This window comes from Streptomyces sp. NPDC058637 (assembly GCF_042717325.1).
Taxonomy (GTDB): domain Bacteria; phylum Actinomycetota; class Actinomycetes; order Streptomycetales; family Streptomycetaceae; genus Streptomyces.
In genome coordinates this window covers 127,841-141,576 of the sequence record NZ_JBHXRD010000005.1, presented here as the reverse complement: position 1 = coordinate 141,576, position 13,736 = coordinate 127,841, and the positions used below count along the sequence as shown (strand labels likewise).

Genomic DNA, 13,736 nt, shown 5'->3' with positions numbered 1-13,736 from the left:
TTCCGTGCTGCATCTGCGCCTCACCGTGCCGGCCGACCGCACCGAAGAGGTGGTCGAGCTGCTGGAGCACACCGTCGGCACCGCCCATCTCGCGGTGCTGGCCGGAGTGGCCCGCAGCCCGGCCGGTGACGTGGTCCTGTGCGACGTGGCGCGTGAGGCGGGCGACGAGCTCATCGGCGCGTTGCGGAAGCTGGGCATCGACAGGTCCGGCTCGATCACCGTCGAGAACATGGACCTGACACTCTCCGCGCACGCCGACGAGGCCGAGCGGGAGGCGCCCGGGGAGGGCGCGGACGCGGTGCTGTGGGAAGAGCTGAGCGAGGTGACCCACGAGGAGTCCACCTTCAGCGTCACCTACGTGGCGTTCCTCTCCGTCGCGACGATGCTGGCCGCCTGCGGTGTGATGCTCGACAACGCGATCCTGATCGTGGGCGCGATGGCGGTGGGCCCGGAGTTCGGCCCGCTGGCCGGGATCTCGACGGCGCTGGTGCAGCGCGCCCCGCGGCTGGTCGCACGGTCGCTGTGGGCGCTGATCGGCGGTTTCGCCGTGGCGATGGTGGTGACGGCCGGGTTCTCGTGGCTGATGGACGTCTTCGGGCTGTTCGACGCCGGCATGGTCACGGCGGACCGGCCCAACACCAGGTTCATCTGGCATCCGGACTGGATGTCGTTCGTGGTGGCGCTCCTGGCCGGCATCGCCGGGACGCTCTCGCTGACCTCGGCGAAGTCCGGTGCGCTGATCGGCGTGGCGATCTCGGTGACCACCGTCCCCGCCGCCGCCAACGCCGCCGTCGCCTTCAGCTACCAGGACCTCCAGCAGACCTGGGGCTCCTCGGCGCAGCTGCTGGCCAACCTGGGCGGGATCGTCGTCGCGGGGACGCTGACCCTGCTGCTCCAGAAGGCGCTGTGGGCCTCGCAGCGGCGGCGGGCGGACCCGGCGGTGAAGCCGGGCCCGTCCCGCGCCGGCTGAGAGCGCGCCCCGTCGAGGGCCCCGCACCGGCTGAGGGCTGTCAGCCCAGCGCGGACTTCACCACGTCGGCCAGCCGGCCGGCCACGGCGCGCGCCTGCTCGATGTCGGCGGCCTCGACCATGACCCGTACGAGCGGCTCCGTGCCCGACTTGCGCAGCAGGACGCGTCCGGTGTCGCCCAGCTCGCACTCCGCCTCGCCGACCGCGGTGGCCAGCTCCTGCGAGGTGTCCACCCGGGACTTGTCGACGTCCGGGACGTTGATGAGCACCTGCGGGAGGCGCTGCATCACACCGGCCAGGTCGGCGAGCGTACGGCCGGTGGCGGCGACCCGGGCCGCCAGCATCAGGCCGGTCAGCGTGCCGTCGCCGGTCGTGGCGTGGTCCAGGACGATGACGTGGCCGGACTGCTCGCCGCCCAGCGCGAAGCCCTCGGCCTTCATCGACTCCAGGACGTAGCGGTCGCCGACGGCGGTCTGGACGAGCTGGATGCCCTCCCGCTCCATCGCCATCTTGAAGCCGAGGTTCGACATGACCGTGCCTACGACGGTGTCCTTGCGCAGGTGCCCGCCCTCGCGCATGGCGAGGGCGAGGACGGCCAGGATCTGGTCGCCGTCGATCTCCTCGCCGGTGGCGTCCACGGCCAGGCAGCGGTCGGCGTCGCCGTCGTGCGCGATGCCGAGGTCGGCTCCGTGCTCGACGACGGCGGCCCGGAGCAGCCCCAGGTGGGTGGAGCCGCAGCCGTCGTTGATGTTGAGGCCGTCCGGCTCGGCACCGATCGTGACGACCTCGGCCCCGGCGCGGGTGAACGCCTCGGGCGAGACGCGGGCGGCAGCGCCGTGCGCCTCGTCGAGGACGACCTTCAGCCCGTCGAGCCGGTTCGGGAGGACGCCGATGAGGTGGGCGACGTAACGGTCGAAGCCCTCCGTGTAGTCGGTGACCCGGCCCACGCCGCCGCCGGTCGGACGGGCCCAGGGCTCGCCCGTGCGGTGCTGCTCGTAGACCGTCTCGATGCGGTCCTCCAGCTCGTCGGCGAGCTTGTGGCCGCCACGGGCGAAGAACTTGATGCCGTTGTCCGGCATCGCGTTGTGGCTGGCGGAGAGCATGACACCGATGTCGGCGCCGAGCACGCCGGTGAGATACGCCACGGCAGGGGTCGGCAGCACGCCGACCCGCCGGACGTCCACGCCCGCGCTGGCCAGGCCCGCCACGACGGCCGCCTCCAGGAACTCTCCGGACGCGCGGGGGTCGCGGCCCACCACTGCCGTCGGTCGATGCCCCTCAAAGGTGCCCGCCTCGGCCAGTACGTGCGCCGCGGCGACCGAGAGCCCGAGCGCGAGCTCGGCCGTCAAGTCCGCGTTGGCGACACCGCGCACGCCGTCCGTGCCGAAGAGTCGTCCCACTGGTGTCCTCCGAAGGTGCTCCGAAACCGCAAAACCAAAGCAATCAAATCAGGGCATAGCAAGGCAAGACACAGCGAAGTGAAGTGCGGTCGAAGCCGCCAGCCCTATAAACGTCTTAAGCCGTTATACGCCCGGTAGGGCCGATAAACGAACGCCCCAGCAGCACGAGGTGTGCCGCCGGGGCGAACGTGTAAAGCAGACGAGCAGGCGAGATTTAGCGCTTGCTGTACTGCGGGGCCTTACGGGCCTTCTTGAGACCGGCCTTCTTACGCTCGACCGCGCGGTCGTCGCGGCAGAGGAAGCCGGCCTTCTTCAGCGTGGCGCGGTTGTTGTCCACGTCCGCCTCGTTCAGCGAACGGGCCACGCCGAGGCGCAGGGCACCGGCCTGACCGGAGACCCCGCCACCCGAGATGCGGGCGACGACGTCGTAGCGGCCGTCGAGCTCGAGCACCTTGAAGGGCTCGTTGACTTCCTGCTGGTGCACCTTGTTGGGGAAGTAGTCCTCAAGGGTGCGACCGTTGATCTTCCACTTGCCGGTGCCCGGAACGATCCGGACGCGGGCGATGGCGTTCTTGCGACGGCCAAGGCCGGCCGCGGGCTGCGGGTCGCCGAAGCGGCCCGCGAGCGACTCGGAGGTGTACTCACCCTCGACGGGGACCTCCGACTCGAAGGTGGTCACCTCGGCGAAGGTCTCTTCGCCCTCGGTGCCCGCTGCGTCGTCAGCGGTCGTCTCAACAGTGGTCTCGGCCACGATTCTCCTCAGATCTTTCTTTACGTCTTAGGGGGGAGGCCGGAACTACTGCGCGACCTGGGTGATCTCGAACGGGACCGGCTGCTGCGCAGCGTGCGGGTGCTGGTCACCCGCGTAGACCTTCAGCTTCGAGATCATCTGGCGACCCAGGGTGTTCTTGGGGATCATGCCCTTGATGGCCTTCTCGACAGCCTTCTCCGGGTTCTTGGAGAGCAGCTCGTCGTAACGCACGGAGCGCAGACCGCCCGGGAAACCGGAGTGGCGGTACGCCATCTTCTGGGTCTTCTTGTTGCCGGAGAGGTGAACCTTCCCGGCGTTGATGATGATGACGAAGTCGCCCATGTCCATGTGGGGGGCGTAGATCGCCTTGTGCTTGCCTCGGAGGAGGTTCGCAGCCGTGGTGGCAAGACGGCCCAGGACGATGTCCTCGGCGTCGATGATGTGCCACTGGCGAGTGACATCGCCGGGCTTGGGGCTGTACGTACGCACTTCGTAGCCTTCGCTTCTTCAGTGGATGGGGTCCAGACACACGGCACCCCTGAAGCGATATGCAGCTGGGGCTCACAATGCCGGGGACGCTGCCCGTATGCGAGCCACTGGTAACTGCTCCAGGGAACCTACGTAAGGGCCCTTCGCGTGAGAACGACGAAGCCAATACGTATAACAATCGCCGAGAGTACCCGCCACGACCCGGACGGGTCAAAACGCGCCGCGCTACCGCACCCGCTCGACCCTGCGCTCGTCCCAGACGGGCTCCGCGGACTCCCGCACGACCCCGTCCGAGCCGAAGACCAGATAGCGGTCGAAGGACTTCGCGAACCAGCGGTCGTGCGTGACCGCCATCACCGTCCCGTCGTACGCTTCCAGCCCGTCCTGGAGGGCTTCGGCCGACTCCAGGTCCAGGTTGTCCGTCGGCTCGTCCAGCAGCAGCGCGGTGGTGCCGGCCAGCTCCAGCAGCAGGATCTGGAACCGTGCCTGCTGCCCGCCGGACAGCCGCTCGAAGGCCTGGTCGCCCTGCCGCTCCATCTCGTACCGGCGCAGTACGGACATGGCCCCGCCCCGGTCCTTGGCGTGCTCCGTCCACAGGATCTCGACGAGCGTCTTGCCCTGCAGCTCCGGGTGGGCGTGTGTCTGCGCGAAGTGTCCCGGCACGACCCGCGCCCCGAGCTTCCACTCCCCGGTGTGCGCCACCGTGTCCCCGGCCAGCAGCCGCAGGAAGTGCGACTTCCCCGATCCGTTGGACCCCAGGACGGCGACCCGCTCCCCGTAGTAGATCTCCAGGTCGAACGGCTTCATCAGGCCGGTCAGCTCCAGGTTCTTGCAGGTCACCGCCCGCACCCCGGTGCGTCCGCCGCGCAGCCGCATCTTGATGTCCTGCTCGCGCGGCGGCTCGGGCGGCGGGCCCGCGTCCTCGAACTTCTTGAAGCGGGTCTGCATCGCGTGGTAACGGTTCGCCATGTCGGGACTGTTCGCCGCCTGCTGCCGCATGCGCAGGACGAGCGCCTTCAGCCGGGCGTGCTCCTCCTCCCAGCGCCGCAGGAGCTCCTCGAAGCGGGCGAACCGCTCCTTGCGCGCCTGGTGGTACGTGGCGAACCCGGCGCCGTGCACCCAGACGTCCGAGCCGGCCGGGCCGGGCTCCACGCTCACGATCTTCTCGGCGGCCCGCGACAGCAGTTCCCGGTCGTGGGAGACGAAGAGCACCGTCTTCCGGGTCTCCTTGAGCCTCTCCTCCAGCCACCGCTTGCCGGGGACGTCCAGATAGTTGTCCGGCTCGTCCAGCAGCAGCACCTCGTCCGGGCCGCGCAGCAGCGCCTCCAGGACCAGCCGCTTCTGCTCGCCGCCGCTGAGGGTGCGCACCTCGCGCCACTGGGCCTTCTCGTACGGGATGCCGAGCGCGGCCGTGGTGCAGATGTCCCACAGCGTCTCGGCCTCGTACCCCCGCACCTCCGCCCAGTCGCTGAGCGCCTGCGCGTACGCCATCTGCGCGGCCTCGTCGTCCACGGTGAGGATCCGCTCCTCGGCCGCGTCGACGGCCTTCGCCGCCTCCTTGATGCGCGGCTGGGCCACGGAAACCAGCAGGTCACGGACGGTCCGCTCGTCCCGTACGGAACCGACGAACTGGGCCATCACCCCCAGTCCGCCGCTCACCGACACCGAACCGCCGTGCGGCTGGAGCTCCCCGGAGAGCAGTCTCAGGAGAGTAGTCTTGCCCGCTCCGTTCGCCCCGACGAGGGCGACGACGGACCCGTCGGCCACCCGGAACGAGGCATCGCCGAGCAGCACCCGCCCGTCAGGTAGGTAGTACTCCAGATGGCCTGCTTCGAGATGTCCCATACCGAGCATTGTCACGGCTCGCGAACCCCTGGCCCAACCGGTTTACACAGGCTCTAGGATTCGCCGCATGAGCTTTGGGCAAGGGGGGCCCTCCTGGGGGCCGGGAGACAGCGGGACTCCGGACTGGGCGGCGCTGGCGGAAGCGTCCGCGGCGCGCGGACGGCGCAGGAAGTGGCTGATGATCGGTGGCGGCGCCGTGGCCACGGCGGCCGTCGCGGCGATCGTGGCCACGGCCGTCATCACGACCGGAGACGGCGGGAAACCGGGGTCCGGCACGAACGCGGGCGAGCTGCCCGGACCCGCCGACCTGCCGTCGGAGTCCTCCGTGCCGCAGCCCTCCTTCTCGTCGGTCGCCCCACCGCCCCCGCCGGACCCGAAGGACTACATAGCCGACGCGGGGAAGGACAAGGCCCCGGTCACCGTCGACGCCTTCTTCCCGGGCAGGAAGCTCACGATGGGCGACCGCGTGTACGCGAAGGGCGCGACGAACCGGACCACGAGCTGCGCCGCGACCACCCAGGGTGCCCTCGGCTCCGTCCTCACCGGCAACGGCTGCGACGAGGTCATCCGTGCCACGTACAGCAAGGACGGCGTCGCGGTGACCGTCGGCCTCGCCGTGTTCGGCACCGAGGCCGAGGCGAGGAAGGCTGCGCGGCAGGCGTCCGGCGGCATCGCCTCCCTCGACGGTGCGGGCGTCCCCACCTTCTGCCGGGGCGGCTCCGTCTGCCGGCGCACCGCCAACTCCTACGGCCGCTACGCCTACTTCACCGTCGGCGGCTTCACCAGCGGCAAGAACGTCACCAAGGCGGACAAGGCCGTGTTCGCGGTCGGTGACGACCTGACCGACTTCACGTTCCGTCAGATCCGCCACCGCGGTGAGGTCCAGGCGTCGGCCGCCGCCGAGGCACCCGCCACCTGACCGTCCCCCCACGCACCAGCCCCGTCCCCTCCCCCGTCCCGAGGACCGCCGCCGTGCGTCTCACCGCCCTGTTCACGATCCCGCGCGTCCTGCGCCACGGTGATGCGATAGGCGCCGACCTGCCGCCCGACGAGGCCGTGGTCCTCGACGCCCCGGACCCCTCGCTGCGGGCGGCGCTCTCCGCCGCCGCGGCCGGTGACCACGCCCCGGCGGCAGAGCTGCTCGCCGCGACCCGTGAACACGCCCAGTGGGAGCGCAGGGACGCCTGCGTCTCCAGGCTGGCCCGCGCCTCGCTGCACCACCAGGGCTGGCTGGACAGCTGGCTGGAGGAGTCGCCGGAGGATCCCGACGCCGTACTGGTCAAGGCCGACCAGTACGTCTGCCAGGCCTGGCAGATCCGTACCGGGGCCCGCGCCCGGCATGTCGAGCACGACCGGTTCCAGGCGTTCCACGCCGTGCTGCGGGACGCCGTGCCGGTCATCTCCGCGGCGGCGGAGCTCAATCCCGGCGACCCGGTGCCCTGGCGCGTCGCGCTGGCCCAGGCCCGGGGCATCCAGGCCCCGCGTGAGGTCTTCGACACCTACCTGGCCGAGGCCAACGACCGCGATCCGCACCACGAGGGCTGCCAGGTCCAGGCGCTCCAGTACCTCTGCGAGAAGTGGTACGGCTCGCACGAGGAGATGTTCGCCTTCGCCGAGCGGGTGGCCGACGAGGCACCGCCCGGCTCCACACTGCACGCCCTGCCGCTCCAGGCCGTGGTGGAGTACCTGATCTCCGACGACGAGGGGCCCGGCGCCGACCCGTACACCGCCCGCGCCGAAGCGGCCGTGACCCGGGCCCAGGCGCTCTCCGACTGCTACGCGCCGGGCGACCGGGAGGCGGCCGGCTTCCGCAACCACCTGGCCATGGTCCTGTGGTCGATGAACCGCTTCGACGAGGCGCTCACCGCCTTCCGCTCGATCGGCGTCCACGCCACCACGTTCCCGTGGACCTACCTCGGCGACGCCCGCGGCGAATTCCTGGAGGCCCGCTCCGACACCCGGGTCGAGCTGGCCATGAAGGTCCCCTTCTTCGGCCCGTCGCCGAAGCCCCCGGCCGGCGACGCCCCGGTCTGGGAGCAGGAGCAGGCGCCCCGGTCGGTCGCCATCGCCGCCACCGGCCCCACCGAGGTCGCCCAGGCCGCGCTGATCTGCGGCCACAGCCTGCGGACCGCACCGGCGGGCAGCGGCCACACCTACGTCGAGATCGTCCCGGACCCGGTACGCGGCAGACGCGCCGCCCTGCTCCCCGAGGACCCGCTCACCTCTGCGGCGGACAACTTCACGACGGGCGAGGACTGGCCGGCCCTGGTCCTGCACCGCACCCCGGAGCGCAGCGGCTTCGTCCTCCTGCACCGGGGGAAGAAGGTGGCCTCCCACACCTGGGAGACGGCCGCCCCGGCCGCCGACCACGCGGAGGCCACCGCCACGGCCGCGGCCCTGGCCCGGACGTACGGCCTGCCCGACCCCCGCCCCCTGGCCCACGTCCTGCGTGCCGCCGGGGACCCGGCCCGCCACCAGGCCGAGCTCCTCACCGCCCTGGGCCTCCCGCCCCTGCCCCCGGGGTACGGCGGCGCCCAGGAGGTCCTCGCCGCTCTTCCGGGCGCCCGGGTGCTGGCCCGGCGGGGGTTCCTGGCGGGCATGCGGGACACCATGACCGCGAAGGACGGCGTCCACCCCGAGGCCCCCGCACCGGCCGAACCCCACCCGGTCCGCTGGTGGGTCCTGCGCGTCCTGGGCCTCCTGCTGTTCACCACGTCGGCGGTCTACGCCTGGTGGACCCCCGACATCGGCTGGTTCCGCTCCACCGTGTCGAGCGTCCTCGCCCTGTACTTCGCCGCCGGGCTGCGCCGTGCGGTGCTCCGCCGGCCGGTCAGCAGCAGCCCGCCCCCGGCAACGTCCTGACGTTCCGGGCCTCTTCGGCCCTGGCCGCCAGCAACCCGTCGGCCGGGTAGGCCACTTCCTCCAGCGTCAGCCCGTGCGGACGCACCACGTGCACCGCGGGGTCGCGCGCCTTCGCCGCCAGCACCTCGGCGGGCCACGGGGACGGCCGGCGGCCGTCCCCGACGAACAACGCCGCGCCGATCAGGGCCCGCACCATGTTGTGGCAGAAGGCGTCGGCCTGCACGGTCGCCGTCAGGACCCCGGACTCCTCGTCCCGTACCCAGTGCAGCTTCTGCAGCGTACGGATGGTCGTGGCGCCCTCACGCTTCTTGCAGTACGCCGCGAAGTCGTGCTCACCGACCATCAGCGCGGCCGCCTCGTTCATCGCGTCCACGTCCAACGGCCGGTCGTGCCACAGCACATGCCCCCGCACCAGCGGGTCCACCCCGCCCGGACGGTCCCCCACCCGGTACGCGTAGCGCCGCCACAGCGCGGAGAAGCGGGCGTTGAACCCGGCCGGTGCCTCGGCCGCCCGCCAGATCCGTACGTCCAGCGGCAGCCGCCCGGCCATCCGCCGCAGCAGCTTCTCCTCGTGCTCGGCCCACACCTCGGCCGGCAGGTCGACGTGCGCCACCTGCCCCCGCGCGTGCACCCCGGCGTCGGTGCGCCCCGCGACCGTCAGGTCGTACGTCACCGAGGACCGCGTCACGGTCCGCAGCGCGTCCTCGATCTCCCCCTGCACGGTGCGCCTGCTGGTCTGCTTCGCCCAGCCCGAGAAGTCCTTCCCGTCGTACGAAAGGTCCAGCCGTACCCGTACGAATCCGGGCTCTGCTTCGTCACTCACCAGCGCATCCTCTCAAAACAGAACGGGCCCGCACCGCCCCGAAGGGCGATACGGACCCGTACCGGGGTCTCAGGACGATCAGGCGTCCTTGGACTCCTCAGCAGCGGCGTCGGCCGGCTTGGCGTCCTCGACGGTCTCGGCCGGAGCCTCGTCCTTCGCGAGGGCGTCTTCCTTGACCGCGCGCTTGGTCGCGGCCTCGGCCTCACCGGTGGCCTGCTGGGCCACGGTCAGGGCCTCGACGAGCTCGATGACCGCCATCGGGGCGTTGTCGCCACGACGGTTGCCGATCTTCGTGATGCGGGTGTAACCACCGGGGCGGTTCTCGTACCGCGGGGCGATCTCGGTGAAGAGCGTGTGCACGATGCCCTTGTCCGTGATCGACTGCAGCACCAGGCGACGGTTGTGGATGTCGCCCTTCTTCGCCTTGGTGATGAAGCGCTCGGCGACCGGACGCAGGCGGCGGGCCTTGGCCTCGGTCGTGGTGATGCGGCCGTGCTCGAACAGCGACTTCGCGAGGTTGATGAGAAGAAGCTTCTCGTGCGCAGCGCTGCCGCCCAGACGGGCACCCTTGGCGGGCTGAGGCATGGTTTTTCTCCTTGTGTGCTGCACCGGCCGTATCAGGTACCGGTGTCAGTTCCCCCGAGGCGGCTGCCCCGCGGAAGTCTCTGCTTCGCCGCGGCTCTCATCGGCCGTCAGCCGAATTCGAGCCCGTCCGGCTCGCAACGGACGGCCCCGTTCAGGCCCGTCCGGCGATTGAGGACAGAAGCCCTCACCCCGGCACGGGGGCACCCAGACCTGAGGGCACCCCCCGCCGGGAGGCGACTCAGTACTGCTCGGTCTCCACGAAACCGGCGTCCGCGTCATCGTCCGCGCCGAAGGCGTCCGCGGCGGCGGTCGGGTCGAAGCCGGGAGGCGAGTCCTTGAGCGCCAGACCCATGCCGGCCAGCTTCGCCTTGACCTCGTCGATCGACTTCGCACCGAAGTTGCGGATGTCGAGCAGGTCCGCCTCGGAGCGGGCCACGAGCTCACCCACGGAGTGGATGCCCTCGCGCTTGAGGCAGTTGTACGAACGGACCGTGAGCTCGAGCTCCTCGATCGGCAGCGCCAGATCGGCGGCGAGCGCGGCGTCCGTCGGGGACGGGCCCATGTCGATGCCCTCGGCGTCGATGTTGAGCTCGCGCGCCAGACCGAACAGCTCGACCAGGGTCTTACCGGCCGACGCCATGGCGTCACGGGGACGCATGGCCTGCTTGGTCTCGACGTCGACGATCAGCTTGTCGAAGTCGGTGCGCTGCTCGACACGGGTCGCCTCGACCTTGTACGTGACCTTGAGCACCGGGGAGTAGATGGAGTCGACCGGAATACGGCCGATCTCCTGGCCCACCTGCTTGTTCTGGACGGCGGAGACGTAGCCGCGACCGCGCTCGACGGTCAGCTCCATCTCCAGCTTGCCCTTGCCGTTCAGCGTGGCCAGGACCAGGTCCGGGTTGTGGACCTCGACACCGGCCGGCGGGGCGATGTCAGCAGCGGTGACCAGGCCGGGACCCTGCTTGCGCAGGTACATCACGACCGGCTCGTCGTGCTCCGAGGAGACGACCAGCTGCTTGATGTTGAGGATGAGGTCGGTCACGTCCTCCTTGACGCCCGGCACGGTGGTGAACTCGTGCAAAACACCGTCGATCCGGATGCTGGTGACGGCGGCACCGGGGATCGAAGAGAGGAGCGTGCGGCGCAGGGAGTTGCCGAGGGTGTAACCGAAGCCCGGCTCCAGCGGCTCGATCACGAACCTGGAGCGGAACTCGTCGACGACCTCTTCGGTCAGCGACGGACGCTGAGCGATAAGCATGAAGGAATCCTTCAGTCGTGGGCACCCACTATTTGATGCCCGACAGATGAAACAAGGATACGGGCGGCATGCCCGATGAGGGACATACCGCCCGAATCCAACGCTACTGACGCACGGCCGTCACCGACCGTGACGGATCAGACGCGGCGACGCTTCGGCGGACGGCAGCCGTTGTGCGGCGTCGGGGTGACGTCCTGGATCGAACCGACCTCGAGGCCCGTGGCCTGGAGGGAGCGGATCGCGGTCTCGCGGCCGGAGCCGGGACCCTTCACGAAGACGTCGACCTTGCGCATGCCGTGCTCCTGCGCGCGGCGGGCGGCCGACTCGGCGGCCATCTGCGCGGCGAAGGGGGTGGACTTGCGCGAGCCCTTGAAGCCGACGTGGCCGGCGGAGGCCCAGGAGATCACGTTGCCCGAGGGGTCCGTGATCGAGACGATGGTGTTGTTGAACGTGCTCTTGATGTGGGCGTGCCCATGAGCGACGTTCTTCTTTTCCTTGCGACGCACCTTCTTGGCTGCGCCCTGACGACCCTTGGGGGGCATGTCTTTACTCCAGATGGAGAGGGGAGGTGATCGGTCCTACAGCGAAGACCGCTGGTTGCTGCGGAGCTCCGGTGATCCGGACACCCGCAGTGCGTCCGCTGAGGACTACTTCTTGCCCGGCTTCTTCTTACCGGCGATGGCGCGACGCGGGCCCTTGCGGGTACGCGCGTTCGTGCTGGTGCGCTGACCGTGGACCGGCAGACCGCGACGGTGCCGGATGCCCTGGTAGCAGCCGATCTCGATCTTGCGGCGGATGTCGCCCTGGATCTCGCGGCGAAGGTCACCCTCGGTGCGGAGGTTGGCGTCCACGTACTCGCGGATCTTGACCAGGTCCTCTTCGGCCAGGTCACGAACGCGGGTGTCGGGGTTCACGCCGGTGGTGGCGAGGATCTCCTTGGACCGGGTACGCCCGATGCCGAAGACGTAGGTGAGGGCAACCTCCACGCGCTTCTCGCGCGGGATGTCAACACCTGAAACGCGTGCCATTCAATGGCTCCAGTTGTTATTTCGGGGGTCTTCCACAGCACCACTCCCGAACGCCGACCCCGCCTGTGAAGGAAGAGGTGGTACGCCCGGGTCCCCGGCCCCCGCCGGAGGTGTCGTCAGCCGAAGCGTGGACGGGCACTGCGTATGTACGTTTACGTGCGTCGCGCGAAGAGCTGCGAGATGCAGGTGGTCGTGCGTCAGCCCTGGCGCTGCTTGTGGCGCAGGTTGTCGCAGATGACCATGACCCGGCCGTGACGGCGGATCACCTTGCACTTGTCGCAGATCTTCTTGACGCTCGGCTTGACCTTCATGGGATGTCAGGTTCTCCGGGTCAGTGCCCTCACCGCGCCGAAACGGGGTGGCGGCAAGATCTACTTGTACCGGTAGACGATCCGGCCACGCGTCAGGTCGTACGGAGACAGCTCCACCACGACCCGGTCATCCGGGAGGATACGGATGTAGTGCATCCGCATCTTGCCGCTGATGTGCGCGAGGACCTTGTGACCGTTCTGGAGTTCCACCTTGAACATGGCGTTCGGGAGGGACTCGATCACGGTGCCCTCAATTTCGATGGCACCTTGCTTCTTGGCCACGCTTCGCCCTTCGAATCGGCTACCTTGATCGACTTTCACACCGCCGCATGCGGACACACGGATGCACGAGAGCCGACGAGTTAGTCTACGTCAGCGGACTCCAAAAGACGAATCCGTCAAGTTTGCCCACTTGGACTGATCCTTAGACACCTATGCCCGGCCCAGTCCTGGCGGGCCCGCCGGCCGAGGTGCCCGACACGGCTCGGGGCGGCCCCGACGGACTCCGTCCGCGGGACCGCCCCGAGCGAGGCCGAGGTCTCAGCCCAGGGGGTCCGGCGCCGCTTCCACCCCGTACTGCGCGAGCTTGGCACGCCCGCAGTCCGGGGCGGTCAGGACCAGTGGTCCCTGCTCGGTGAGCGCGATGGAGTGCTCCCAGTGCGAGGACCAGGTCCCGTCCGTCGTGAGGACCGTCCACTCGTCGGCGAGGACCTTCGTCCGCGCCGTACCCAGCGAGACCATGGGCTCGATCGCCAGGCAGACGCCGGGGACCAGCTTGATGCCCTTGCCGCGCTTGCGGTTGACGTAGTTCAGCAGGTGCGGGTCCATGTGCATCTCGGTGCCGATGCCGTGGCCGCCGTAGTCCTCGATGATCCCGTACTTGCCGGTGGCCGGGCGGGGCTGGCGGCGGATGTAGGACTCGATGGCCTTCGAGATGTCGACGAGCCGGTTGTTCACCTTCATCGCGGCGATCCCGGCCCACATGGACTCCTCGGTCACCCGGGACAGCTCGACGAGCTCGGGAGCGTGACCGGTGCCGACGAAGGCGGTGTACGCGGCGTCACCGTGCCAGCCGTCGACGATCGCGCCGGCGTCGATCGAGATGATGTCGCCGTCCTTGAGGACGGTCTCCTCGTCCGGGATGCCGTGGACGACGACCTCGTTGACCGAGGTGCAGATCGTCGCCGGGAATCCGCCGTATCCCAGGAAGTTGGACTTCGCGCCGTGGTCGGCGATCACCTTGCGGGCGACCTCGTCCAGATCCTTCGTGGTGGCCCCGGGCACGGCCGCCTCGCGGGTGGCGGCGTGGATGGCAGCGACCACGAGGCCCGCCTCGCGCATCTTCGCGATCTGCTCGGGGGTCTTGATCTGCACCATGCTCGGCGCCTCTCTGCGTACGAAGGGGAACGGTT

Annotated in this window: 15 protein-coding genes; 3 read left to right on the top strand and 12 right to left on the bottom strand. The window is 69.9% G+C overall.

Going from position 1 to position 13,736, the window contains the following annotated elements:
• Positions 1 to 4 precede the first annotated feature (4 nt).
• Entirely contained in the window at positions 5 to 970 is a 966-nt protein-coding gene (locus ACFWVP_RS06880) for a DUF389 domain-containing protein (RefSeq protein WP_384494186.1), read from the top strand.
• Positions 971 to 1,010: 40 nt separating this feature from the next.
• Here the strand turns inward: ACFWVP_RS06880 and glmM are convergent, their stop codons facing one another.
• The 4 genes from glmM to ACFWVP_RS06860 form a co-directional block, all read right to left on the bottom strand.
• On the bottom strand, positions 1,011 to 2,369 hold the full coding sequence (gene glmM / locus ACFWVP_RS06875) for a phosphoglucosamine mutase (RefSeq protein ID WP_384494184.1): 1,359 nt from the start codon (positions 2,367 to 2,369) through the stop codon (positions 1,011 to 1,013).
• A gap of 214 nt (positions 2,370 to 2,583) precedes the next feature.
• Positions 2,584 to 3,120, bottom strand: coding sequence for a 30S ribosomal protein S9 (rpsI, locus tag ACFWVP_RS06870; protein ID WP_384494182.1), 537 nt, complete (start codon positions 3,118 to 3,120; stop codon positions 2,584 to 2,586).
• Positions 3,121 to 3,165: 45 nt separating this feature from the next.
• Entirely contained in the window at positions 3,166 to 3,609 is a 444-nt protein-coding gene (gene rplM / locus ACFWVP_RS06865; protein WP_384494181.1) for a 50S ribosomal protein L13, read from the bottom strand.
• A 225-nt stretch (positions 3,610 to 3,834) separates the two neighbouring features.
• Entirely contained in the window at positions 3,835 to 5,454 is a 1,620-nt protein-coding gene (locus tag ACFWVP_RS06860) for an ABC-F family ATP-binding cassette domain-containing protein (RefSeq protein WP_384494180.1), read from the bottom strand.
• A 67-nt stretch (positions 5,455 to 5,521) separates the two neighbouring features.
• On the opposite strand from ACFWVP_RS06860, the gene ACFWVP_RS06855 reads away from it, so the two are divergent.
• Positions 5,522 to 6,373: a hypothetical protein gene (locus ACFWVP_RS06855; protein WP_384494178.1), complete on the top strand. Its 852-nt coding sequence runs from the start codon at positions 5,522 to 5,524 to the stop codon at positions 6,371 to 6,373.
• A gap of 53 nt (positions 6,374 to 6,426) precedes the next feature.
• Entirely contained in the window at positions 6,427 to 8,316 is a 1,890-nt protein-coding gene (locus ACFWVP_RS06850; RefSeq protein ID WP_384494176.1) for a hypothetical protein, read from the top strand.
• On the opposite strand, the gene truA is transcribed toward ACFWVP_RS06850, so the two are convergent.
• The 8 genes from truA to map all read right to left on the bottom strand — a co-directional run bounded on the left by truA (position 8,285) and on the right by map (position 13,701).
• Positions 8,285 to 9,139 (bottom strand): tRNA pseudouridine(38-40) synthase TruA, encoded by an 855-nt coding sequence (truA, locus tag ACFWVP_RS06845; RefSeq protein ID WP_384494174.1) that lies wholly within the window; start codon positions 9,137 to 9,139, stop codon positions 8,285 to 8,287. The two genes, ACFWVP_RS06850 and truA, sit on opposite strands and share 32 nt — an antisense overlap.
• Before the next feature lie 78 nt (positions 9,140 to 9,217).
• Positions 9,218 to 9,724 carry a 50S ribosomal protein L17 gene (gene rplQ, locus ACFWVP_RS06840; RefSeq protein WP_384494172.1) on the bottom strand — a complete coding sequence of 169 codons (507 nt, stop codon included), beginning with the start codon at positions 9,722 to 9,724 and terminating at the stop codon, positions 9,218 to 9,220.
• 238 nt (positions 9,725 to 9,962) lie between these two features.
• Positions 9,963 to 10,985, bottom strand: coding sequence for a DNA-directed RNA polymerase subunit alpha (locus ACFWVP_RS06835; protein ID WP_003966937.1), 1,023 nt, complete (start codon positions 10,983 to 10,985; stop codon positions 9,963 to 9,965).
• A 137-nt stretch (positions 10,986 to 11,122) separates the two neighbouring features.
• Positions 11,123 to 11,527, bottom strand: a complete 405-nt coding sequence (rpsK, locus tag ACFWVP_RS06830; protein WP_003956432.1) for a 30S ribosomal protein S11 — start codon at positions 11,525 to 11,527, stop codon at positions 11,123 to 11,125.
• 105 nt (positions 11,528 to 11,632) lie between these two features.
• Entirely contained in the window at positions 11,633 to 12,013 is a 381-nt protein-coding gene (rpsM, locus tag ACFWVP_RS06825; RefSeq protein WP_356640228.1) for a 30S ribosomal protein S13, read from the bottom strand.
• A gap of 197 nt (positions 12,014 to 12,210) precedes the next feature.
• Positions 12,211 to 12,324: a 50S ribosomal protein L36 gene (gene rpmJ, locus ACFWVP_RS06820; RefSeq protein WP_003956441.1), complete on the bottom strand. Its 114-nt coding sequence runs from the start codon at positions 12,322 to 12,324 to the stop codon at positions 12,211 to 12,213.
• A gap of 60 nt (positions 12,325 to 12,384) precedes the next feature.
• The gene (gene infA / locus ACFWVP_RS06815) at positions 12,385 to 12,606 is read right to left on the bottom strand and encodes a translation initiation factor IF-1 (protein ID WP_003956442.1); all 222 of its coding nucleotides are present in this window, start codon (positions 12,604 to 12,606) and stop codon (positions 12,385 to 12,387) included.
• Positions 12,607 to 12,864: 258 nt separating this feature from the next.
• A complete protein-coding gene (map, locus tag ACFWVP_RS06810) occupies positions 12,865 to 13,701 on the bottom strand; it encodes a type I methionyl aminopeptidase (RefSeq protein ID WP_384494171.1) in 837 nt (278 codons plus the stop codon).
• Between the last annotated feature and the right edge of the window lie 35 nt (positions 13,702 to 13,736).

Bases quoted from the DNA above. Each gene is read 5' to 3' on its own strand.
- ACFWVP_RS06860 (WP_384494180.1), bottom strand. From the start codon at position 5,454: ATGGGACATCTCGAAGCAGGCCATCTGGAGTACTACCTACCTGACGGG.
- ACFWVP_RS06855 (WP_384494178.1), top strand. From the start codon at position 5,522: ATGAGCTTTGGGCAAGGGGGGCCCTCCTGGGGGCCGGGAGACAGCGGG.
- rplQ (WP_384494172.1), bottom strand. From the start codon at position 9,724: ATGCCTCAGCCCGCCAAGGGTGCCCGTCTGGGCGGCAGCGCTGCGCAC.
- ACFWVP_RS06835 (WP_003966937.1), bottom strand. From the start codon at position 10,985: ATGCTTATCGCTCAGCGTCCGTCGCTGACCGAAGAGGTCGTCGACGAG.
- rpsK (WP_003956432.1), bottom strand. From the start codon at position 11,527: ATGCCCCCCAAGGGTCGTCAGGGCGCAGCCAAGAAGGTGCGTCGCAAG.
- rpsM (WP_356640228.1), bottom strand. From the start codon at position 12,013: ATGGCACGCGTTTCAGGTGTTGACATCCCGCGCGAGAAGCGCGTGGAG.
- rpmJ (WP_003956441.1), bottom strand. From the start codon at position 12,324: ATGAAGGTCAAGCCGAGCGTCAAGAAGATCTGCGACAAGTGCAAGGTG.
- map (WP_384494171.1), bottom strand. From the start codon at position 13,701: ATGGTGCAGATCAAGACCCCCGAGCAGATCGCGAAGATGCGCGAGGCG.